The sequence below is a fragment of the Atopobium sp. BS2 genome (assembly GCF_000565075.1).
Taxonomy (GTDB): domain Bacteria; phylum Actinomycetota; class Coriobacteriia; order Coriobacteriales; family Atopobiaceae; genus Lancefieldella.
The window spans coordinates 58,019-81,095 of the sequence record NZ_JDFG01000047.1 but is presented as its reverse complement, the minus strand read 5'-3'; the positions used below and the strand labels follow the sequence as shown (position 1 = coordinate 81,095).

The following is a 23,077-nucleotide window of genomic DNA, read 5'->3' as shown; positions in this document are numbered from 1 at the left end:
CTTAAAGTACCTCGTTATACTCAGTGGAACTAACAGCTGGAGTCTGCGTATCAGGGGCAGACAGTGTGTGGACATAAATGGCAATTTTAATTGCAGTTCTACTCTCCCCTGCAATCTCGATATCAGAAAATGTTGGAGCACAGGTGATATCCAGGCCGCAAGGAATCAGGAAGCCACGCGCAATAGCAATAGCTTTGATGCCCTGGTTGACTGCACCAGCACCAATACACTGGAGCATAACAGGTTCATTATCTTTAACCAGTCCCGCAATAGCTCCTGCTACAGAAGCTGGTGAAGACTTACTTGAAACTTTAAGCAAACCCATGAGTGCTCCAATTATTGTGCGTTTGTTCTACTCTTGCGACTCAATATCAAAAGTCACAACAATTTTATTTTTACTTACACGAACACGAGGCTCAGACGTCAAAGAAACGTAGTATTTCTCGGACAACTCAGCAAAACTCTGCTCCATTTTTCGAGAAAAGCTGCTGATATCAGCCTTACTCATCTTGAGACCTCGATGGTCTTTCATCAGATCAATTTCGCGAGAAACCCCTTCAGGTTCAGTAGAATGGCTGACCTGTGCATACACACTACGCAAAGGCTTAATCTGCTCAGCAATAATTCTGTGAGCAGTTCTATCTGACATTGAAAGACCAAGAGACTTACAAACCTCAGAAAGCTCTGTTGCATCCGCTGCGGCCCTGAAGCGCTCGAGAACAGGAACGTTTTCAAAGCCTTCAACAAAAAGCAGGTCAGCAATATCAAGCGTCTGCGCAATTCTGCGACGAGCAGTAGCTGCAATCTCTGCAGCAGAGCCCAGCATTACCTCGCACGAGCCTTTAACCTCAAGCGCAAAGTCACAGCAGGTACGAATAATGTTATGGGGGCCTTTAACGGTTGTTTTGAGTCCGTCCTCATTCAAACCACAAGTTGGCCAAGTAGACTGGTCTACTCGCTCGGAAATTTTAGTAGTGTCTACCACAATCTGTATAACAGAGCCGAGTCCTGGAGCAGAAGCCACAACCTGGGCTGATTCACAGTTTTCTTTGATGGAATAGAGAGCCATGCCTCGACCATGAATTCCCCAACGGTCCATATGCATGCTCTCAAGCTTTGAAGTTACACGAGCTTCAAAGATTTTCTCCTGCATGTCTTTTGGAATACCCTGACCATCATCAAGTATGGTGATAGTTCTGAGCGCACCCTCTTTAGACGTTGCAACATAAATGTGACGAGCACCAGCGTCGCGAGAATTACGCAAGAGCTCAATAACAATATCTTCTACCGAACGAATATCATGCTTTGCCTGTCTACGCTCTGCTTCTGCTACGCGTAAACGAACGTACCCCGCGCCGAGGGATTCCTCGACACGGAGTGCGCGCTCACCTCCCATGGAGGCGACAAAACCTGTTAAGTCAGTAGAAGTGGCTGCCATAAATTACTTAGCAACGTCTACAGCACGAGACTCGCGAATAACAACAACGCGGACCTGTCCTGGGTATTCCATCTCATCCTCAATTTGCTTAGCAATATCGTGAGCAAGAACAGTTGCCTCGGAATCGCTAATCATCTGAGGCTCAACCATCACGTGAAGCTCACGGCCAGCCTGCATTGCGTAAGTACGCTCAACACCCTCATGTGCATTGGAGATAGCCTCAAGCTTCTCAAGACGCTTGATGTAGTTCTCAGCAGACTCACGACGAGCGCCAGGACGAGCAGCAGAAATAGCGTCTGCAGCCATAACAAGCATGTCAAGAACAGTATTTGGCTCGATATCTGCGTGATGAGCCTCAATGGCGTGAACAATCTCTGGACGCTCACCATGACGACGAGCAAGGTCTGCACCAATTACAGCGTGTGGACCCTCAACCTCGTGGTCAATTGCCTTACCAAGGTCATGAAGCAGACCAGCGCGCTTAGCTGGAGCAGGCTCAAGGCCAAGCTCTTCAGCCATAATGCCGCAAAGTACTGCAACCTGAACAGAGTGAGCAAGAACATTCTGACCGTAAGAAGTACGGTAGCGAAGCTTACCAAGAGTCTTTACGATCTCTGGATGAAGATCATGAATACCACAATCAAATGCAGCCTGTTCGCCAGCCTCAAGAACACGCTCGTTAACAAGGGCTTCAGCCTTCTTGTAGAGCTCTTCAATACGTGCTGGATGAATACGACCGTCTGCAATGAGGTTCTCAAGTGCAACACGAGCGGTCTCACGGCGGACTGGATCAAAACTTGAAAGAACTACAGTCTCTGGAGTGTCATCAATAACAAGAGAAACACCAGACACCTGCTCGAAGGTACGAATGTTTCTACCCTCACGTCCAATAATCCTACCCTTTAGATCATCAGATGGGATATGGACAGAAGTTACTGTAATCTCAGAAGCTTGATCTGCAGCGACACGCTGAATAGCGGTAGAAATAATCTCACGTGCAGTTTTATCTGCTTGTGCACGAACGCGCTGCTCAGACTCACGAAGAATCATAGCCTCATCGCGAACACTTTCAGAACGGACTCGAGCTAGAAGCTCATCATGAGCCTCATCTTTTGTAAGAGCTGCAATGCGCTCAAGCTCTTGAGACTGCTGGGAGACAAGAGAATCCAAATCGTTCTTACGACGATCAAGCTGGCCCTGAAGGCTGGAGAGCTGATGCTCACGCTTCTCTAGTGCATCAGTACGGTGATCAAGGGACTCTTCACGCTGAAGAATACGATTCTCCATGCTACGAAGCTCACTCTTACGCTTTTTCTCATCTGCCTCTGCTGACTGCTTAAGCTGAAGAACTTCTTCTTTAGCCTCAAGAACAGCTTCTTTTTTAACTGTTTCTGCCTGGCGAGCTGCTTCAGAAGCAATACGATCTGCACTAGTCTGAGCATCTTTTAACTGCTGTTCTGCAGTTTTAATCTTTGAATTACTAATGTTAGAGAGTACGCCGTATGCAAGGCCTACTCCCACAAGAAGGCAAACAATGCCTACTGCTGCTAATTCCATACCTACTCCTCAAATGGCGATTACATAAGTGTTCAGGAGACTTTAGACACAACAGTATCTAAAGAACCCGCCATGAGCAGGGTTCATTGGCTGGTCATGCCACATTCAGAGATAGATCAAATGTATGAGATACCTACTGTATACGTGACGCTGGTTGCCCAGCGGAAATGAGCCTATTCACGGCATATTTATCGTATAGAGCATTGTAACTTTTGTCAATAAATAGCAGGTAGGAAAAGTAAAGTACATCAATACAACAGACTTATAAGCTAAGCAAATATATTCATTCAGATGTGGCGATTTCATCCAAGATCTTTTTAGCAACAGATGATGCTATAGAAAATGAATATCCCTTTGTGGCGAGAAACCTGACAAGCTTCTCATAATCATTTTTTCCCGACAGGTGTTTTCTCTGCGCCAAAGAATACGCAACTTCAAATTCATCCACATCAGAAAAATAAGCGTCAGGCCATCCAGGGAGTGTCTCAACTTCAATCCCTTTTTTAGAAATTTCGGTTTTAATTTTAAGAGGACCCCAGCCTTGTGAAACTTTAGAACGTATATAGACGTCTGCAAAACGACTGTCATTAATCAAACCAACTTCAACAGCCCTCTGCACTGCAGGGTCTCTTACATTCTTCTGATAACCGTCAAGCATGAGTTTTTTCTGAAGCTCTGCTGTAGAGTAATCCCTTTTTACAATTAACGCCTCAATGCGAGCTTTAATACACTGAGTTGAAATCTCTTTAACCTCATACAAAAACTCATTGCGAGAAGAAGGCGTAAAAACACCATCTTTCTCTTTACTCAAAAGAGCTCGTGCTACTGTTGGAGGAACAAAGAATTCCTCTGTTCCTCCAACTTCAGTTTCTAAAATAATCTTTGCCTTGGGCTTTGCTTGACCAAGAACTGCTTGTTTCTTTTGTGGAAGCTCAATTGTCCAAGAAATCTCTGACATTATTCAGCAGAATCTTCCGTTGCAACTGGAGTGCCAACTTCGGAATCCTCATCAAATACAAGACCACAAGCAACTCGTACTTTGTGATCAATCTCTTCCATAAGGTCTGGATTGGCCGTAAGGAAAGCTTTAGCTGCTTCTCTACCCTGACCAAGACGCTCGCCCTCATAGGTGAACCAAGCACCAGACTTGTTAACAATCTCAAAGTCAACAGCCATATCAAGAATGGAGCCTTCTTTAGAGATGCCCTGACCATACATAATGTCAAACTCAGCAACCTTAAAAGGTGGAGCAACCTTGTTCTTTACAACCTTTACGCGAACACGGTTACCAACGTTTTCTCCATTAACCTTAATGCTGTCAACACGGCGAATATCCATACGGACAGTAGAGAAGAACTTAAGAGCCCTACCACCAGAAGTGGTCTCTGGGCTTCCAAACATAACGCCAATCTTCTCTCTAAGTTGGTTAATAAAAATACAAAGCGTATTAGACTTTGAAAGAGAACCCGCTAATTTACGGAGAGCCTGACTCATAAGACGAGCCTGAAGGCCAACGCTAGAATCGCCGATCTCTCCCTCAATCTCTGCACGAGGAACAAGAGCAGCAACAGAGTCCACAACTACAACATCAATGGCGCCTGAGCGAACAAGCATGTCACAAATCTCAAGAGCCTGCTCACCAGTATCTGGCTGAGAAATTAAAACATCATCAATATCAACGCCAATACGAGCCGCATAACCTGGGTCTAGTGCGTGTTCTGCATCAATAAAGGCAACGACACCACCGAGAGCCTGAGCTTCTGCAAGAATTTCTAGAGAAAGAGTTGTCTTACCAGAAGACTCTGGGCCATAAATCTCTACGATACGGCCGCGAGGAACACCGCCAATACCCAATGCTGCATCAAGAGCAAGTGAGCCAGTTGGAATGGCCTGAATATCAAAGGCAGGACCACCCTCACCTAAACGCATAATGGCGCCTGCACCAAATTTCTTCTCAATCTCCGCAGTGGTTGAAGAGATAACCTCATCTCTCTCATCACCAGTAGTACGAGCTTTAATCTCTTTTGAAACTGCCTTTTTAGCCATGAATACTCCTTGCTCTTTCTGATACCACGATAATATAAGAACAGACGTTCTATGTCAACGTCAAACATATACTCTATAGAGGGAATTTGTCTGATTTCTTACCTCTATTTTTCCGCTCTTGAGCAGTTAATTTCTTCTTAATTACAAATTTGACTGTATAAGTCCTGCATAGACGCAGAAATTAAGAGACTCAAAACAAACTAGTTTTGAGTCTCCCTATTAAAATTGAATTTTAAGCCTTCACAATTGCTTCATGAATTAATTGTAAAGCCTGCAAAACAGCAGCTTCTCGCACCTGTTCTCTATTACCAGAAAAATGTTTGCAGACCGTATGGATAAAGTTTTTGCTGTTAATGCCAAACCAAACTGTTCCAACTGGTTTACCAGGTTCTTCTCCTGTTGGTCCTGCTATTCCTGTAACGGAAACTGCAATATCTGAGCCAATAACGTCTCTAACACCCGAAGCCATCTGAGCAGCACAGGGTTCAGAAACAGCACCAAGGGACGGTTCATCAAAAATGTCTTTTGAAACACCTAATACCTTTTGCTTAATCTCAATGGTATAGCTTACAACAGAGCCCTTAAGTACGCTTGATGATCCAGAGATAGCCGTAAGCGCGCCTGCAACAAGTCCTCCCGTACAAGACTCGGCGGAAGCAACGGTAAGACCTGATGCGAGGGCATCTGAAATAACACTTTGAGCTTCTGAAAGAACTTCAGATGAAAACATTTGAATCACAACTTTTCATTAAGCACAAAACCGTTTGACCTGCACATAAGCTTATCTGATACAAAAGCGGCGCCTCAGAGAGACGCCATCTTGTTAAACTTCAGCAATGTATTGCCACGACTTTACAAAGTAGTCAATTCCTGACCAGGCCGTTAGAACTACTGCAACCCACATAGATACGTTGAAGATAAAGAGCAAAACATCCTGAATCATTCCACCAGGAATACTTGGCAAGAAGAGTAAACCGCAGATAGCAACCATAGTTGTTGCGGTCTTCCACTTACCCAAGTCAGAAGCTGCAATAACAACTCCCTTTGAAGCAACAACCATCCTAAGGCCCGATACCAAAAACTCACGTGCAACAATCACTAAGAGCACCCAAGGAGAAACCATATGCCACTCTAGAAGTACAAAAAGAGCTACAACAACAGCGAGTTTATCGGCAATTGGATCTAAGAACTTACCAAAGGTAGTAACTTCATTTCTACTACGAGCAAGGTAACCATCAAGCTTATCGGTCAAAGAAATGACAACATAGCCGATAAAAACAAGAAAAGCTCCAAGTTTAAAACCAGGTGTTGTCAGAGAATCTGCCAGAGATACACCTAAAAGCTGCGCCAAGAGAAGCCAAAAGGGCACTAAGACCACACGAGCACAGGTAACAATATTTGCAGGTGTCCAAATTGTCTTTGATGACATGACCTATCCCCAACTAAACGGTTTTCTCGCCAGACTGTGTGTCTGTAGTGTCTACAATTTCGCCAATCATTTCATAGCAGAATGAATCTACCAGGTCACAAAGGACAATATCTCCGACTGCGGCCTCTCCCTCTGCAATGTGAACAGCGCCATCACAGTCTGGAGCCTGGAACCACGTATGGCCGATAAGCTCAGTGCCCTCGTCGGATTCTTCAATTCCGTCAATAATGACCTCACAGCGTTCGCCAACGTGACGAGCGGTGGCTGCAAAACCGAGCTGTTCAACAAGGTCAAGCAGGCGCTGAGTGCGCTCAATCTTTACCTCATCTGGAACCTGATCAGACATCTTTGCGCCCAGAGTTCCCTCTTCTGGTGAATAGGTAAAGACGGATGTGTAATCAAACTCCTGCTCCTGAATAAAGTCGTAGAGCTCATCTGATTCATCATCAGTCTCACCTGGGAAGCCACACATTCCCGTAGTTCGAAGAACCATGCCAGGAATCTCAGTTCTGAGGCGATCAAAAAGTTCACGAAGTTCCTGCGTAGAGCCAGAACGACCCATGCGCTTAAGAATGCGCTCGTTGCAGTGCTGAATTGGAATATCAATGTAAGGCAGCACCTCAGGTGTATCGCGAATGGTGCTGATGAGTTCATCGGTCATACCTTCTGGCTGCAGATATAAAACGCGAATCCATCCCTTGTAAGGACGAACTACCTCAGCAACCTGCTGCATAAGCTTGGCAAGCGTTGGCGTCTGACCATCTGCAGTATCAGGCATATCCGAGCCCCAGATACCGGTGTCCTGGCCAATCAGAATGACCTCACGAACACCACCTTCCATCAGCTCATGTACCTCTTGAAGAATCTCTTCAGCGGGTCTTGAGTGATAGTGACCACGAATGTACGGAATGGCGCAGAAAGCACAGAATCTATCACAGCCCTCGGAAATCTTTACAAATGCACTGGCGCCATCAATGGTACGTAGCATTCCATGGGCAGCAACAATAGACTGCGTAGGTTCAGGAATATTCAGAACGTCTGCAACAACGCTGACAATGCCATCTTCTTGATCTGCCGGAACAAACGCAGCAACTTCAGGTAGTTGCTCGTTAAGCTCTGCGCCGTACCTGGAAGGGACGCAGCCACACATAATAATGGGCAGCTTGCGCACTCCCTCGGAAGCGCCTTCAGCAATCTCAAGCGTAGTCTCAATAGACTCCTCTGTTGCTGAAGCCAAGAATGAACAGGTGTTGATAATTGCAACGTCTGCTGAGTCTGGATCTGCAACTTCACCAAAACCAGAGGCTAAAAGACGTGCACGCATGCGATCTGTATCAACCTCGTTTTTAGCGCATCCTAACGTGATGTATAGGACGTTGTAGCCCCTATCGATAGTTGTTGAACTGGAGGGGCTGGCCATAGTCTTTCTCCTTAAGGCTTGCAATCACAGACTGAAGAACATCGCGAGAAGCGCTAGAAACACGCAGCTTATCGCCCTCAACGGTTGCCTTAGCCTTAACTTTCATATCACGAATATCTTTAGCAATCTTCTTGGCAGTTTCCTGGTCAATACCAGAAACAATAGAGCCAATCTGACGCACGGTAGAACCTGCTGCTGGAATGGGGTCTCCCCAACGAATAGCAGTAAGATCAATTCCGCGCTTCACCAACTTGGAGCCAAGAACATCCCTCACCTGAGATGCAACAAAGTCTGCAGGAGCCTCAATAGTGAACTTGCCTTCTTTCTTAGAAAGCTCAAGAGTTGCACCAGAATCTTTAAGATCATAGCGCTGAGTTAGTTCACGAGCTGCCTGCTGAAATGCATTATCAACTTCCATCATGTCTACTTCAGACACAACGTCAAAGCTTGATTCTTTAGCCATTTCCCCTCCGTATATTCAGGGCGAGAAGAACTTCTCGCCCCATGGCGTTTAGTTATTGTTTGAATTGCTGTTGGAATTCTGGTTGTTAGTGGTGCCAGAAGTTCCACCGGTAGTTGTTGTTGACATGCTGTTTGTTTGAGTTCCAGAAGCATTTGTTGCAGTACCGTCAGCAGGCTTAGTGCCCTGAATGGTCAAGGTACCAATACCAGAAGCATTTGCGTCAAATGGCTTAGCAGTGCCATTAACGGTAACCGCAACAGCACCAGGTGTACCTGCAAGAACGTTCATGGAATCAGTGACGGTGTATGTCTGAGACCATGGACCAGTAATTGCATCGGCCTCAACACTCTTACCATCAACAGTAATCTCAACCCAACTGGTCTGACCGTCTGCAACAGTAACCACTACGGTAGTCTGCTTAGGAGTCTCTTCCTTCTTAGGCTCAGTTGTAGTGGTGCTCTTAGAAGCATCAGTTGAATCCTTCTTAGAAGTGTCCGTGTTGCTATTTGTAGTAGTGGAATTCTTTGAAGAATCAGTTGTTGAATTATTAACGCTTACTGTCTTTGTTGTAGTAGGCGTAGTACGAGCTGTCATGCAGGAACGAACGCTGAACAGCAAAACGGCAGTAATAATCACAACAACAAGAGCAAACACAGTGGCAATAGTGCGTCCTGTGTCAGAGAAGTAATTCTGAAGTGCTCCCATAACGCCTGGTCTTTGAGGAGCACGACGTTGTTGAGCAGCAGCGCCAGATGGCTGGCGACGGCGAACATTAGGCCTATCTACCTGCGCGATATTTCTTGATCCACGACGGCCAGAAATGGTTGATGCGCGCTCGTAAGGTGCGGTTACATTGTCATAACGAAGGTCATCGGTGTAATCGCTTGGAGCAACAGTTCTTCTGGTTACATCGTCTTTGTAAGCTGGAATGCTAACGCCTGCAATGCCTACACGCTTGCGCTGAACGCCACCGCGCGTACGGCTTGCCATAGTCTTCTGACGAGAAGCCTCTTCAATACCGGCATTGTACGCATGACCTGTGGCATAGCGAGAATACGAGTAGCCACCAGCATCCTCCTCAGATGTCTGAGCACCCAGAGGTACACCGGTTTGCCTGGAGCGTACACCAGACGTAGTTGCAAATGCGCCCATATCGCCAGCTGGTCCTCCCGATGTGGGGAGAAGACCGTGGTACTGCACGTATGCCTTTGGCCTACTACCGGACTCGTTTACGACATCATAGCCCGCAATGCCACGACCAGACTGGGTATCGCGCGTACGACGGCGAAGCTCATGGGAATAGGTGCCGTTTTCAAACTCGTAACTCTCTTCCTGGAAGAGATCTACAATCTCACGCGGATTAAGTCCTAGGTAGCGAGCATACGAAGAGAGCATGCCCTGAGCATAGCCACTCTGAGGCATATTCTTAAAATCGCCTTCCTCAAAAGCAATAAGTGCCTGCTCCTTAAGGCGAAGAATCTTTGATGCTTGAGTGATAGAAAGCCCGAGCTGACGTCTACGTTCTACGAGCATCTCACTAAAACGAGGGCGTGGCATGCTTACTCTACCTCCCTATAGGCAGCGTCTTGAACTTTGAGCTCTTCAAGAGCATCTTTATCGATAAGAACTTCTCGAGGCTTTGATCCGTTGGCTGGGCCAACAACACCTTTTGCCTCAAGCATATCCATAATTCTACCAGCACGAGCATACCCAACAGAGAGTGCTCTTTGCAAACTAGATGTAGAACCTAGCTGAGAATCCACAATAATGCGTGCAGCTTCCCAAATAAGTGGGTCGTCTGCCTGTGCCATACCACCAACTCCGCCAGCGCCATCGGCCTGTGTTGGAGTTGCAACGGTCAAGATATTGTCGTGATATTCGGCCACGCGCTGAGTGCGGATGTACTTAACGGTCTCCTCGATTTCCTCGTCAGAGACCCAGCAACCCTGAGCGCGATTAGGCTTCTTACCACGAAGTTTAACCAGCATGTCACCCTTACCCAGCAGCTGCTCAGCGCCCTTTTGGTCCAGAATAATGCGGGAGTTCAAAGAGTTATCAACTGAGAGCGCAACGCGGTTATCGATGTTTGCGCGGATCAGACCAGTTACGACGTCTGCAGAAGGACGCTGCGTTGCAACAATCAGGTGAATACCTGCAGCACGACCAAGCTGAGCAATACGGACAATGGAAGACTCAACGTCTTTGCCAGCAACCATCATGAGGTCAGCAAGCTCGTCGATGACAATGACAAAGTAAGGCATATGCTTTGGAGGATTCTCCATATCAGCGTACTTATCGCCATCAACATTTCTGTTGTACGTCTTAATGTCACGTACTTTGTAGTGCTCAAATACCTTAAGGCGGCGCTCCATCTCGGTGACGCCCCACTGAAGCGCACTTGCGGCCTGCCTTGGCTCGGTAACAACTGGAACATACAGGTGAGGAAGACCAGCGTAACCCGTAAACTCAACGCGCTTTGGGTCAACCATGATAAGGCGGACCTGCTCAGGAGTTGCGCGCATGAGCATAGACATGACAATGGCGTTGAGCAGGACAGACTTACCAGAACCAGTGGTACCTGCTACCAGCAAGTGAGGAAGACTTGCAAGGTCAACAACAATTGGCTTGCCCTCAGAATCGCGACCAAAGGCGCACTCAAGAGGACCGCCCTTTGCAAACGGAAGAACATCAGCCAAGTTGACTGCCTGGGCTTTCTCGTTAGGAATCTCAATACCAACTAGAGAAGTTCCAGGAATTGGAGCAAAAATACGAACAGACTTTGCCGCAAGTGAAAGCGCAATATCGTCCTCAAGGTTGGTGATCTTGTTGACGCGCTCACCCTCGCCCATCGAAATCTTAAACGTAGTGACAGAAGGACCTGCAGTCCAACCAACCACCTGGCTCGAAAGACCAAACTCCTCAAGCGTAGCTTGGAGTCTCTGAGCAGTAGCTTCAAGCTCATCATCGCTTACGGCAGAAGTGGCCGAGTTCTTGTTTGTCTTCAAAATACTAAATGGTGGCAGCTCATACGACTCATCATTGTCACCTGGCCTCTTGAGCTGGTCAGGCGTGGCGAGAAAATCGGGCGTTGTTTTAGCTTTGCTCTTAGATTTAGCCTGTTTTGTTGTAGGAGCAACATCAGCTACAGAAACATCGTTTTTCTCGACAACTGCATGGTCTGGCTGGTTCTCCTTCTTAGAACGCAGCTTATTCTTAGCCTTATCAATGAGCGTAGTAGGAGCATCTCCCGCGTCTTCTTGCGCCTCTTCTTCCTCATAAAGACGGGCATCGCGCTTAATGACAGAAGTCTTTCGATTGCCCAGATAGGTGGTCTCCCCTTCACCGGTCTCGTCAAAGAGAGAAGACTGATTGTTTGCGCCACGTCTACCCTGCTTCTTTGCAGGCTGTGGAGCATTTGCAGCGTAGAGTGCCTCTTCTTTTGCAAGAGCACGCTCTTCTTTACGGTAGCGATGATTCTCGCGCGCTTCATCCAGGCGGAAGCTTACGCGCTCAACCATGTCAGAAATGGAGAAGCCGCAGATAACAACACCGGCAATAATAAAGCCAACCAAAAGGACATTGCCCACCACGCGGCCAACAAAGCGCAGCAAAACCCAAGCAATACCTCCACCCACATAACCACCAGCAGCCTCTAGGACTTTTGTGCCCAAAAGCATGTCAGGAGCAGCTTCAGCACCTGGGAAGTTAAGTGAAATAAGAGCAAGGGCAGCAAGAACGTCCAGCGTTAGACCAATAGCAATACGCGTAGAGATTCCCTGATCATCACGCATAAAGAAGGTCATAGCAAAGACAAATACTGCAATGGGAAAAAGTAGCGCTCCCGTACCAAAACAGAGCTTGAGCCCATGACCCATTGCGCTGGTAATAACAGCGTTAGAAGGGACAATAATGGACAAAAACAGAGCAATTGCAACCACTGCAAGAACAACACCAATGATGTCATTCTGCAGTGGGCTCAAGCCTACTGCCTGGGCAGAAGCGGCGTTTCTAGAATTTCTTTTTGCTGCGTTTGAGGTGCGTTTAGAGGGCATTGGGCTTATACCTCCATAATGACCGGAATAACCATTGGTCGAGTACGAGTTTTGCTCCAAAGGAAGTTAGAAAGGGCGTTACGAACGCTCTTTCTCATTGCTTCAATGTTTGCGCCTTCGGACTTAGAGGCCTTCTCGATTGAATTTCTCACAAGATTCTGCGCGTCATTCATAAGCTCGTCATCGTCGGCAAATGAAACACCACGGCCAGAAATCTCAACAACACCTGGCTTAAGGTTGCGACCAACAAGGGTTACTACAGCGGTAACAATGCCGTCCTGAGAAAGACGCTGACGGTCACGAAGAACAACAGGGTTAGCGTCGGTGACAGAGAGGCCGTCAACGTACACTACGCCAGACTCAACCGTCTGACCACGGGTAACCTTGCCGTTTCTCATCTCAAGTGTGTCGCCGTTATCCAGAATGAAAATACGGTTAGCAGGAACGCCCATCTGCTGAGCAAGTTCTGCGTGAGCACGCAGGTGAACAGCCTCACCATGAACAGGCATAAAGTTCTTTGGACGAGCCATACCAAGCATAAGCTTGAGCTCTTCCTGGCTACCATGGCCAGAAACGTGGACAAGTGCCTTTGACTTGTCGTAAATCTCGCAACCAATCTTAGAGAGCGCGTTAATGATGGATTGAACGCTCTTCTCGTTACCTGGAACAGGAGTTGCAGAGATGATTACGGTGTCCTGAGGACGAATGGAAAGCGACTTGTGCTCTCCGTTTGCCATGCGTGCCAAAGCACTCAGAGGCTCTCCCTGGGAACCAGTGCAGAGAACAACAATGCGATCATCTGCAAGTTTATCAACGTCGTAAGCATCAATGATGTCTTTATCGGCAATGTTGAGGTAGCCAAGCTCACGAGCAACCTTTGTGTTGGTAATCATGGAGCGGCCTGTAACAACAACCTTGCGCTTTACCGCTACAGAAGCGTCACACACCTGCTGGAGGCGGTGAATGTGGCTTGAGAACGACGCCACAAAGACGCGACCAGTTGCATTTTTGATGATGTGACGAAGCGCTGCACCAACGGAAGCCTCAGATGGAGTCATGCCTGGGCGGTTGGCGTTGGTGGAGTCAGATAGCAGCAGGTCAAGGCCCTCAGAGCCAAACTTGGTAATGGCAGCGTAGTTTGGACGCACGCCATCAATAGGAGTCTGGTCAAGCTTAAAGTCACCGGAGTGAATAAGCGTTCCTGCAGGAGTCTTCATGTGAATACCAAAAGCTGCAGGAATAGAGTGGGTCATCGAGAAGAACGTGATGTCAAAGGCACCAAGCTGAACCTTTGAACCATCAGTAACCTCGCGAAGCTTAGTACCCACAATCTTGTGCTCAGCAAGCTTGCCTTCAATAAAGCCAAGCGAGAGCTTGCTGGAATAGATTGGAACCTTACGAGTAAGGTCCATAAGCAGGTATGGAAGAGCACCAATGTGATCTTCGTGACCGTGGGTAATCAAAATACCGCGAAGCTTATCTTCATTTTCTAGTACGTAGGTGTAGTCTGGCAAAACGAGGTCAATACCAGGCTGTTCGTCATCTGGGAACATCAAACCAGCATCGACAAGCACCATATCATTACCGTACTCAAAAACGGTCATGTTCTTGCCAATGCCATCAAGTCCGCCCATAGGAATGACTTTAAGAGCTGGGTCTTTCTTAGGCATTAAAAAACTTTCCTTTCAAAACAACTTTCTATAACAGACGCAACCCAAAGGGCCGTCTACAAGACTTTTTGCAAAATCTACATGTTGTTTAATTATATAAAAAATCAGCACGTATTACGCTATATATTCCCAAAGAATCAAAATCTCAACAGAATAACAAGAGAGCTCCGACATACATCGAAGCTCTCTTTACTATCTCATGTGTATAAGGTCTCGCGTGGCGAGAAACCCGTTGAGTTTGAGCGTAGCTTATGCGTCGTGGTGACGTCGTGGTTGCCTGCGCTCAGAGTTGCCGTTGTCATTCTGACGACGTGGGCGGCGCTCCTCGCGCTCCTTCTTTGGAGCACCCTGTGGAGCCTCAGGCTTATCAAGGCGGTCAAGAGAAATCTTGCCCTTCTCGTCTACCTCAAGGACCTGAACCTTGACCTCATCACCAACAGCCAGGACATCCTCGATCTTCTCGACACGTCCCTGTGCAACGCGGGAAATGTGAAGCAGGCCGTCCTTGCCAGGAAGCAGCTCAACAAAGGCGCCGAATGGCTGAAGACCAACAACACGACCGGTGTACTCCTCGCCTACCTCTGGAACCTTGACGATACCCTTGATGCGCTCTGCAGCAGCCTCGGCAGCACCGTTAGTACCAGCGATAAAGACGGTACCGTCCTCCTGGATGTCAACGGTTGCGCCCGTATCCTCCTGGATACCGCGGATAACCTTGCCACCAGAGCCAATGACGTCGCGAATCTTATCAGTTGGGATAGAAAGCGAGATGATCTGTGGAGCGGTCTCTTTGGTCTCAGTACGAGGTGCAGGAATCTGCTCGAGCATCTTGTTCAGAATGAACATACGGCCCTCTTGAGCCTGAAGAAGTGCGCTGCGCAGAATCTCTGGAGTAAGACCAGTTGCCTTGTTGTCCATCTGCATTGCAGTAATACCCTTGGTGGTACCACAGACCTTGAAGTCCATGTCACCGAGGAAGTCCTCAAGACCCTGGATATCGGTAAGAACAACAGTCTTGCCGTTCTCCTGGATAAGACCCATTGCAACACCAGAAACAGGACGCTTCAGAGGAACGCCTGCATCCATAAGGGAAAGCGTAGAACCGCAGGTAGAAGCCATGGAAGAAGAACCATTGGACTCCATTACCTCAGAGACAACGCGGATGGTGTAAGGGAACTCTTCCTCGGAAGGAATGACAGGTAGAAGTGCGCGCTCTGCAAGAGCTCCGTGACCAATCTCGCGGCGCTTTGGACTGCCCATACGGCCAGTCTCACCGGTGCAGAATGGTGGGAAGTTGTAATGGTGAATGTAGCGTTTGCCATCCATTGGCTCAATAGTGTCAAGACGCTGCCACTCGTTGAGCATGCCAAGTGTACAAATGGAGAGAACCTGGGTCTGACCACGCTGGAAAAGACCAGAACCGTGAACAAGTGGCAGGTAGTCAGGCTTGACCATGATTGGACGAATCTCATTAGCCACACGGCCGTCAACACGCTCGCCAGTCTCAACAACCATGACGCGCATTGCGTGCTTCTCAAGAGCCTTGAGCTCAACTGCAATAGCGCGGCTCCAAAGCTCCTGCTCCTCCTCGGTGAACTGAGCCTTGATCTCATCCATCAAGTCAGCAACCTTCTGCATGCGGGACTGCTTGTCAGCATCCTTAAGAGCAGCGCTCATCTGGTCGTAGTAGGCAAAGATGCGGTCGTGAACCTCAGCGATCGGCTCGTCAAGGATGTACTCACGCTTAACAATAGGACCGTTAACCTCTTCCCACTTAGCAATGAACTTCTTCTGCTCCTCGCAGAATGTTGCAATTGCCTCCTGGCCAAATGCCATAGCAGAGAGCATGTCCTCTTCGGAGATCTCATCTGCGCCAGCCTCAAGCATGGAAATGAAGGTTGAAGAGCCACCAAGCTCAAGGTCAAGATCAGAGTGATCGCGCTCTTCGTAGGTTGGGTTAACCAGGAACTCACCGGTATCAGCGTTGCGACCAATACGGACGCACGCAAGTGGTCCCTCAAAAGGAACGCCACCAACAGCCAGAGCAGCGGATGCGCCCATGACAGAGATGGTATCAACAGCGTTTACCTGATCAGCAACAAGAGAAGTTGCAACAATCTGAACCTCATTTCGGAAGCCATCTGGGAAGGATGGGCGCAGAGGACGGTCAATCATACGAGCAGTAAGGGTTGCCTTCTCAGATGGACGAGCCTCACGCTTAAGGTATCCACCAGGAACGCGGCCAACTGCGTACATTTTCTCAATAAAATCAACAGTCAGTGGGAAGAAGTCGTAATCCTTACGCTCCTTGGAAACCACTGCAGTGAGAAGTACGGTGGAATCGCCGCACTTAACGATACAGGCACCGGTTGCCTGCTTTGCGAGCTCACCAGCCTCAAGGGTGTAGTGCTTACCGTAGAGGTCAAATTCGTGAGTTACTTTAGTCATTTCTTTCCTCTTCTATCTCCGTTTGCCCCATTGCAAACGGGCCTCAAACATAAAGGGCGCCAGACGGCGCCCTAAAAAGCCAACTTACTGGATGTTGTCGCGGATACCCAGGGAAGCAATAAGAGTACGGTACTCTTCAATGTCGTTCGACTTGATGTAAGAAAGAAGACGACGACGCTTACCAACGAGCATCAGAAGACCACGACGAGTGTGGAAGTCCTTCTGGTGGGACTTCATGTGGTCGGTGAGCTGACGAATACGCTCAGTAAGAAGAGCAACCTGAACCTGTGCGGAACCGGAGTCCTTCTCGTCCTTGCCGTACTGCTTGATAAGCTCAGCCTTACGATCCTTAGTTACTGCCATAATAAACCGCCTTTCGCGTTGAATACTCCTTGTACTGAGAAGGTAGCCGGCAGTGACTAGCCCCTAAGAACAAGGAAATAACCTACAAGAGGATACCAGTTACTGGTGAACTTTGCTAGTAAAAATACACTTCAGCTAGATACTGAGCAAAAATTCAAATGCCTTCAGACGTGCTTCAAGGTGTGTAGCCGCCCAAATATGCGCGCTTGTGAGCAAAAAGAGCGCAGTTTCTGGAGCAATTTCTGCAATGACAAGCTGGTAAAAGGTAAGTTTGAGAAGCGATGACAACCACGAGAGCTCAAGCGAGTCTACCTCAATAGCGCCCTCAATCTCATGCGCACAACTTCCACACAATGCACCACCAGCAGCTGGCGAGAAGTACGTCAGGGCTTCATCTCCACAGGCAATGCACGATTCCAGCTCTGGGCGCCAGCCTTCGTGTGCCAAAACCTTAAACACGTAAGCAGCAACAACAAGATCTAGGTGTTTCTCGTCATCTACTTCTTCGCAGGCTCTGAGAGCACGAGAAAGCAGTGGATAGAGAAACGCGTCCTCAATGCCGTCAATACACGAAAGGCGTGCGACCTCGCAGATAGCTGATGCAGCTGCTACCTTAGAGAGATCTCCGCGAAGTGTGGCATGCGGCTCAAGCAAGGTTGCCTCGGACAAGATGTCAAGCGAGCGACCTTCTGCTAGTAGCACGTCTAACTCGCAAAACAGTTCAACACGGGCTGCAAATCGGCCGCCTGGCTTTCTAGCACCCTTTGCGACAGCGCGACGCTCTTCTCCTGAATCGGAGAGCATGGTTAAGATGAGGTCTTGCTCAGCGAGTTTTGTTCTATCAAGCACAATTGCTTTAAGACGCGTTGTCTTTCTACCAGGCACAACTAGTCCTCAGTTGAGTAGCCCAGGCGCTTAATCTCATTGGCATCACGTCTCCAGAGAGGCTGAACGCGCACCTGCAGGTCAAGATAAACCTTGCGACCAAACAGTTTCTCTAGATCTTTTCTAGCCTCAACGCCAACGCGTTTAATCATGGAGCCGCCCTGGCCAACTACGATGCCCTTTTGTCCTTCTCGCTCAACCAAAATGGTGGCAGAAATAGAGAGGTGTCCATCCGTTGCAACCTCGTAAGAATCGCAAACAACGGCAACGGAATGGGGAACTTCCTGACGAAGATTCAACAAGAGCTTCTCGCGAACAAACTCTGCTACCAGGTCTTCTGGCAATGCGTCAGTCTCCATATCCTCTGGAAACCACATAGGACCCTCAGGAAGATGCTCTGAAACAAGCGCAATAAATGCCTGGATATTGAAGTCTTCTGGAGCAGAAACAACAAGCACGTCATCAAAGTGCGCAAGAGTCTGTGCGGCCTCAAGCTGCTCTGTTACTTGCTCTGGAGTTGCAATGTCGGCCTTGGTAATAACCAGCAGCTTAAAGGCGGCATGCGCCTGCTCAACATGATTGGCAACCCATTCATCTCCACGACCAACAGGCTTAGTAGCGTCAATCAAAAAAGCAATGACATCAGCGTCATTAAGCTCTCCGAGCGCTGCCTTGTTGAGCTCTTTTCCAAGAGCGTCTTTGGGCTTGTGGAGGCCTGGGGTATCTACAATGACCAGCTGAGAGTTCTCACCGTTTACCACTGCTCTAAAACGACGACGCGTTGTCTGGGCAACAGGGCTTGCAATGGCCACCTTCTGCCCCATACATGCGTTTAACAGCGTGGACTTACCAACACTTGGACGACCAACTAAGGCAACAAAACCGCTCCTAAAGGGAGTGGTCTCAGATGAAGTGTTTTCAGAAACTGAATTGGCGGTCATATGTCCTCCAACTTACCAATGAAAAATTGCACGCGAGAAAATCAAAAGTCCTATAAGAGCTGCGGTAATGCTAATACAGCATGAGGCTGCCGCAGCAATATCTTTGGCTTTACCAGCCATAGGATGAAACTCTGGAGAAACCAGGTCCACTACAGTTTCTATTGCTGTATTGAGAAGTTCTGTGGTTAAAACCGCACCAATACAAGCAAGAACAAGTGCCCAGCTCACAGCGTCTAAACCAACAAACAATCCCACCACCACGGTTACTGCAGCAGCAACGGCCATACGACGCAAGTTTGCTTCCTGAGCAAATGCTTGGCGAGCGCCCTGTAGTGCAAAGAGAAGGCCGCGCTTAAAGCTTGGATGTCTGCCTTTAGATCCCGGAATCATTACTCGTCAATCCCCTCACGGTGGCGAGTCAATACAACTGGCTCAATAGTCCTATCCGTTGAAAGCAGAGCAACAAGGGAGTCTTCACGAGCTTCCATAATCTCTGCCTCATCATCTTCAATATGGTCATATCCAAGCAGGTGGAGCATGGCGTGAACAAGCATAAGCCTAAACTCATCCGCCTCTGTAGTGCCATATTCTTTTGCCTGGCGAGCAATAAAATGAGGAGCCAGAATAATATCGCCCAACTCACACATCTCACCAGGAGCCAAATCTGGATCATCAGGGCGCTCTACCTCAAGTGAAATAACGTCAGTAGGTGCATTTTTTTCTCGCCACTCAAGGTTTACCTGCTGAATCTCTGCATCACTAACAATAGAAATGGAGACGGTACAGGGGCGCTCCACGCCCTCTTCTAAGAGTACAAGATTGCAATCGGCTTCAATCTCTTCCACAGAAATTGGCGACTCGACGCCCTCTTCGATCACAATGTCGTACTCGTTAACCACGTTACTCCCCTAGCTGTTTTTTCTCATACGCAGTGTATGCATCAACTATCTTACCAACCAACGTGTGGCGAACAATATCATTTCTATCTAAATCAACAAAAGCAACGTCTTCAAGGTTGCCAAGCACCTGCCGAGCAACATCCAAACCACTTCTGCCCACAAGGTCTCGCTGTGTTGCATCGCCCGTAATTACAAACTTTGACGAGAAACCCAGGCGAGTCAGAAACATTTTCATCTGCTCAGGGGTGGTATTTTGTGCCTCATCCAAAATGACAAACGCGTCATTCATGGTACGACCACGCATAAATGCAAGCGGAGCAATTTCAACAATTCCCTGTTCAATGAGATTATTTGCATACTCCATTGAGGTCATATCAAAGAGAGCGTCGTAGAGCGGCCTAATGTAGGGATCCAGCTTTTCTTGAAGCGTGCCTGGAAGAAAACCAAGAGACTCTCCTGCTTCTACAACAGGTCTTACTAGCACAATTCTGCTAATTTGCTGAGAAGTTAAGGCGGCAAGTGCCATGGCAACTGCCAAATAGGTTTTGCCGGTACCCGCAGGACCAATACCAAACGTAATGGAATTGTTTGCTATTGCCTTGGCATACGCTATTTGACCTTGTGTTTTAGGCTGAATTGCTTTGCCTTTATGAGTTACAAACAGGGTACGTGTTCCCGTTTGCTCTAAGTTGGCATTTCTTTTTGTACTATCAAGCAGCAACTTTACGTCTTCAAGCGTGGGCCTTGAGCCTGATTCGACCATTTGAATTAGGTGAGAAAAAATAAGCGTTAACTGCTCAATTTCTTGAGAAGTTCCCGACAAAAAGATTGCTTTGCCTCTGACTGAAATAAGAGCCGCGCATGACGCTTCAATTTCTCTGAGCAAACTATCAGCTGGACCTGTCAGATATAGAGGATCCACTGAATCAGGAATAGTTAAGCGAATCTGTGTTGGCTCCATGTTCCCCCAATTTACAAACGAATGGCTTTTAGCGTTCCATTAGGTAAAACTTCATCAAAGCGCATAGCGATAAGTTCATCAAGTTCAATAGTAGGATCAACCTGGACATCAAAAAGACCGCCAGAAATCCCCCTACCAGGATACTGTACCACCACATTATCGCAGGTACCAACTAGCTTCTTAGCAGCATCAAAGCGCATAGCATTACCCAGATCACGCATTTTCTTTGCGCGCTCAGCCATCACTTTTGGATCTACCTGATTTGGAGCAGTAGCCGCAGGCGTTCCAGGACGCTTGGAATACCTAAATACATGCATCTTAGAAAAGCCCATCTGACGACAAAACTCATACGACTCGTCAAATTCTTTATCGGTTTCTCCAGGAAAGCCAACGATAAGGTCCGTTCCCAAAGCAATGGTTGGCAGTACCAAACGTGCTTCCTCAACAGCCTTACGATAAAGCTCTGTCCTATACACCCTGCCCATACGAGCAAGCGTAGCATCGCAGCCGGACTGAAGACAGATATGCAAGAAAGGTGCAATTCTTCCGTTGGAGGCAGCAATTACCTCCACCAAACGAGTATTTACATCTGGTGGCTCAAGGGACGATAGTCTCAAGCGTCCGACCTCAGTTTTTTCAAGCACATACTCGAGAAGATCAGGAAGACGTAGAATTCTTCCACCTTCATCCTCAAGTTGAGCCTTATAGCTGCCAAGGTTGATTCCTGTAAGAACAACCTCTTGAGCTCCTCTGCTCATAGCATCTTTTACCTGCGAAACAACTTCGCGAGGATCAAGGGATTTTCCCGCACCGCGTGCCTTCCAGACAATGCAGAAGGTACAACGATTATCGCAACCGTCTTGAATCTTGATACCAGGGCGTGTGCGACCTGTTGGAGTTGGCTTGGAGATAACAAGTCCGTCGTCGCTTACGGATTCTGGAGCAAAGCCTAGCTCTTCAAGAACTCTATCTGCAACTTTGTCTTTCTCGGCTTCTACCACAACGTTAGGAGCAAGAGAGGCAAGCTCGTCAGCAAAAAGACTTGCAACACAACCCGTTGCAACTACAAGAGGAGCTCCTGGCATAAGCGCTGCTTTACGAACGGCTTTTCTCGTCTTAGCCTCAGCTTCTGCAGTGACAGCGCACGTGTTGATAACAATTGCCCGAGCTTCATCTTCTTCAACAATGCGACATCCCATGCGAAGCAGAGAATCCGCCATTAAATCAAGCTCAACGCGATTTACCCTACATCCAAGATTTATGAGCGCAATTCCATGAGCCATTAGCGCCTCTTCTTGGAAGCCTTTTTGGCTTTCTTGTCTTTATGATTAGAGGAATCTTCTGCTGCAGAACGCTGATCATGCTGCTCATCTTGAGTTTCTTGAGCGCCACTTTGTTTGCGCTCATCAATAAGGGAGGTTAGCGTCTTTAACTGATCTTTAGTCAACCCAGTTGAAGTCTCAATGTGAACCAGAACGTAAAGGTTGCCACGGGCCTTAGTGTGCAAACGAGGCATACCTTTACCAGCTACACTTAGCTGCTGACCGTATTTACATCCGGCCGGAATAGCAATCTCAATAGTTTCATCTTTGATAATACCGTCAATGGTCACGGTAGTACCAACAATTGCCTCAAGGGAATCAACGCTCACTGAGGTAAAGAGGTCGTCTCCCCTGCGCTCAAAATCTTTATGCTGGGAAACTTCAATGGTTACGATAAGGTCACCAGAGGTATCACCTCTAACGCCTGCTTCACCTTTACCTGCAATGGAAATTGACTGGCCAGAATGAACACCTGCAGGAATTTCTACAGAAACACGCTCGTGATCAGGAGTTCTTCCCTGACCTCCACAGGTCTCGCAGGCATGCTCGACCTTCTTACCTGTTCCTTGGCACTCTGGACAAACTGTCTGAGACTGCATTTGACCAAAGACGGTATTTTGAACCTGGACTACCGTACCCGTTCCATGACAGTGTGGACAGTCTTCAATTTTTCCGCCCTCACCAAGACCAGTGCCGTTACAGTCATCGCAGGTAGAAAGTCTGTTATACGAGATAGTTTTAGTAACTCCGGCTGCAGCTTCTTCCAACGTAATGGACAACCTGATACCCATATCACTACCACGAGTGCGTTGAGCAGCGCCTCGACCACCATGGCTGCCACCAAAGAAGGAATCAAAGATATCTCCAAAGCCACCAAAACCGCCGCCAAAGATATCTGACATATCCACATAGCCACCGCCAAAACCAGATGGACCATTAGGATCACCATAACGGTCATAGTTGGCTCGCTTTTGCTCATCTGAAAGCACAGAATAAGCTTCGTTTACCTCTTTGAATTTTTCTTCTGCATGAGGGTCATCAGAAACATCAGGGTGCAGTTTTCTTGCAAGCTTTAAAAAAGCTCGCTTGATAGTTTTTTGGTCTGCATCACGAGCAACACCTAAGAGCTCGTAGAAGTCTTTCTTCTCTGCCACGCTTACTAACTCTCCCCTTGTAAAACCTA

General features: G+C 47.8%; 21 protein-coding genes. All 21 read right to left on the bottom strand.

Annotated elements, in window-relative coordinates; all coding sequences use genetic code 11:
* Position 1 precedes the first annotated feature (1 nt).
* On the bottom strand, positions 2-325 hold the full coding sequence (locus HMPREF1492_RS06590; RefSeq protein ID WP_035427621.1) for a stage V sporulation protein S: 324 nt from the start codon (positions 323-325) through the stop codon (positions 2-4).
* Positions 326-352: 27 nt separating this feature from the next.
* Complete coding sequence (locus HMPREF1492_RS06585) at positions 353-1,438, bottom strand: ATP-binding protein (RefSeq protein ID WP_035437248.1); 1,086 nt, start codon at positions 1,436-1,438, stop codon at positions 353-355.
* A gap of 3 nt (positions 1,439-1,441) precedes the next feature.
* Complete coding sequence (gene rny, locus HMPREF1492_RS06580) at positions 1,442-2,995, bottom strand: ribonuclease Y (protein ID WP_035437245.1); 1,554 nt, start codon at positions 2,993-2,995, stop codon at positions 1,442-1,444.
* 283 nt (positions 2,996-3,278) lie between these two features.
* A complete protein-coding gene (locus HMPREF1492_RS06575) occupies positions 3,279-3,953 on the bottom strand; it encodes a regulatory protein RecX (RefSeq protein ID WP_035437242.1) in 675 nt (224 codons plus the stop codon).
* Positions 3,953-5,041, bottom strand: coding sequence for a recombinase RecA (recA, locus tag HMPREF1492_RS06570; RefSeq protein ID WP_035437239.1), 1,089 nt, complete (start codon positions 5,039-5,041; stop codon positions 3,953-3,955). The genes HMPREF1492_RS06575 and recA overlap by 1 nt, the downstream gene beginning before the upstream one ends.
* Before the next feature lie 232 nt (positions 5,042-5,273).
* A complete protein-coding gene (locus tag HMPREF1492_RS06565) occupies positions 5,274-5,771 on the bottom strand; it encodes a CinA family protein (RefSeq protein WP_035437282.1) in 498 nt (165 codons plus the stop codon).
* A gap of 93 nt (positions 5,772-5,864) precedes the next feature.
* Positions 5,865-6,470, bottom strand: coding sequence for a CDP-diacylglycerol--glycerol-3-phosphate 3-phosphatidyltransferase (gene pgsA / locus HMPREF1492_RS06560; RefSeq protein WP_035437236.1), 606 nt, complete (start codon positions 6,468-6,470; stop codon positions 5,865-5,867).
* 13 nt (positions 6,471-6,483) lie between these two features.
* A complete protein-coding gene (gene rimO / locus HMPREF1492_RS06555) occupies positions 6,484-7,890 on the bottom strand; it encodes a 30S ribosomal protein S12 methylthiotransferase RimO (protein ID WP_035437233.1) in 1,407 nt (468 codons plus the stop codon).
* Entirely contained in the window at positions 7,856-8,353 is a 498-nt protein-coding gene (locus HMPREF1492_RS06550) for a YajQ family cyclic di-GMP-binding protein (RefSeq protein WP_012808870.1), read from the bottom strand. Before HMPREF1492_RS06550 ends, rimO begins: the two co-directional genes overlap by 35 nt.
* Before the next feature lie 48 nt (positions 8,354-8,401).
* Complete coding sequence (locus HMPREF1492_RS06545; protein ID WP_035437231.1) at positions 8,402-9,910, bottom strand: helix-turn-helix domain-containing protein; 1,509 nt, start codon at positions 9,908-9,910, stop codon at positions 8,402-8,404.
* A 2-nt stretch (positions 9,911-9,912) separates the two neighbouring features.
* Positions 9,913-12,405 (bottom strand): FtsK/SpoIIIE family DNA translocase, encoded by a 2,493-nt coding sequence (locus tag HMPREF1492_RS06540; RefSeq protein ID WP_035437229.1) that lies wholly within the window; start codon positions 12,403-12,405, stop codon positions 9,913-9,915.
* 5 nt (positions 12,406-12,410) lie between these two features.
* Complete coding sequence (locus HMPREF1492_RS06535; RefSeq protein WP_035437227.1) at positions 12,411-14,075, bottom strand: ribonuclease J; 1,665 nt, start codon at positions 14,073-14,075, stop codon at positions 12,411-12,413.
* Between the two features lie 249 nt (positions 14,076-14,324).
* A complete protein-coding gene (locus tag HMPREF1492_RS06530) occupies positions 14,325-16,523 on the bottom strand; it encodes a polyribonucleotide nucleotidyltransferase (protein WP_035437224.1) in 2,199 nt (732 codons plus the stop codon).
* An 84-nt stretch (positions 16,524-16,607) separates the two neighbouring features.
* The gene (gene rpsO / locus HMPREF1492_RS06525; protein WP_035427641.1) at positions 16,608-16,886 is read right to left on the bottom strand and encodes a 30S ribosomal protein S15; all 279 of its coding nucleotides are present in this window, start codon (positions 16,884-16,886) and stop codon (positions 16,608-16,610) included.
* A 135-nt stretch (positions 16,887-17,021) separates the two neighbouring features.
* Entirely contained in the window at positions 17,022-17,771 is a 750-nt protein-coding gene (gene recO / locus HMPREF1492_RS06520; RefSeq protein ID WP_035437221.1) for a DNA repair protein RecO, read from the bottom strand.
* A 2-nt stretch (positions 17,772-17,773) separates the two neighbouring features.
* Positions 17,774-18,712: a GTPase Era gene (era, locus tag HMPREF1492_RS06515; RefSeq protein WP_035437218.1), complete on the bottom strand. Its 939-nt coding sequence runs from the start codon at positions 18,710-18,712 to the stop codon at positions 17,774-17,776.
* A 12-nt stretch (positions 18,713-18,724) separates the two neighbouring features.
* The gene (locus HMPREF1492_RS06510) at positions 18,725-19,102 is read right to left on the bottom strand and encodes a diacylglycerol kinase family protein (protein WP_035437217.1); all 378 of its coding nucleotides are present in this window, start codon (positions 19,100-19,102) and stop codon (positions 18,725-18,727) included.
* Positions 19,102-19,611 (bottom strand): rRNA maturation RNase YbeY, encoded by a 510-nt coding sequence (ybeY, locus tag HMPREF1492_RS06505; RefSeq protein ID WP_035437214.1) that lies wholly within the window; start codon positions 19,609-19,611, stop codon positions 19,102-19,104. Before ybeY ends, HMPREF1492_RS06510 begins: the two co-directional genes overlap by 1 nt.
* 1 nt (position 19,612) lies before the next feature.
* Positions 19,613-20,572: a PhoH family protein gene (locus tag HMPREF1492_RS06500; protein ID WP_035437211.1), complete on the bottom strand. Its 960-nt coding sequence runs from the start codon at positions 20,570-20,572 to the stop codon at positions 19,613-19,615.
* 11 nt (positions 20,573-20,583) lie between these two features.
* The gene (locus HMPREF1492_RS06495) at positions 20,584-21,855 is read right to left on the bottom strand and encodes a MiaB/RimO family radical SAM methylthiotransferase (protein WP_035437209.1); all 1,272 of its coding nucleotides are present in this window, start codon (positions 21,853-21,855) and stop codon (positions 20,584-20,586) included.
* Positions 21,855-23,048, bottom strand: coding sequence for a molecular chaperone DnaJ (dnaJ, locus tag HMPREF1492_RS06490; protein ID WP_035437206.1), 1,194 nt, complete (start codon positions 23,046-23,048; stop codon positions 21,855-21,857). Before dnaJ ends, HMPREF1492_RS06495 begins: the two co-directional genes overlap by 1 nt.
* Positions 23,049-23,077: the final 29 nt, after the last annotated feature.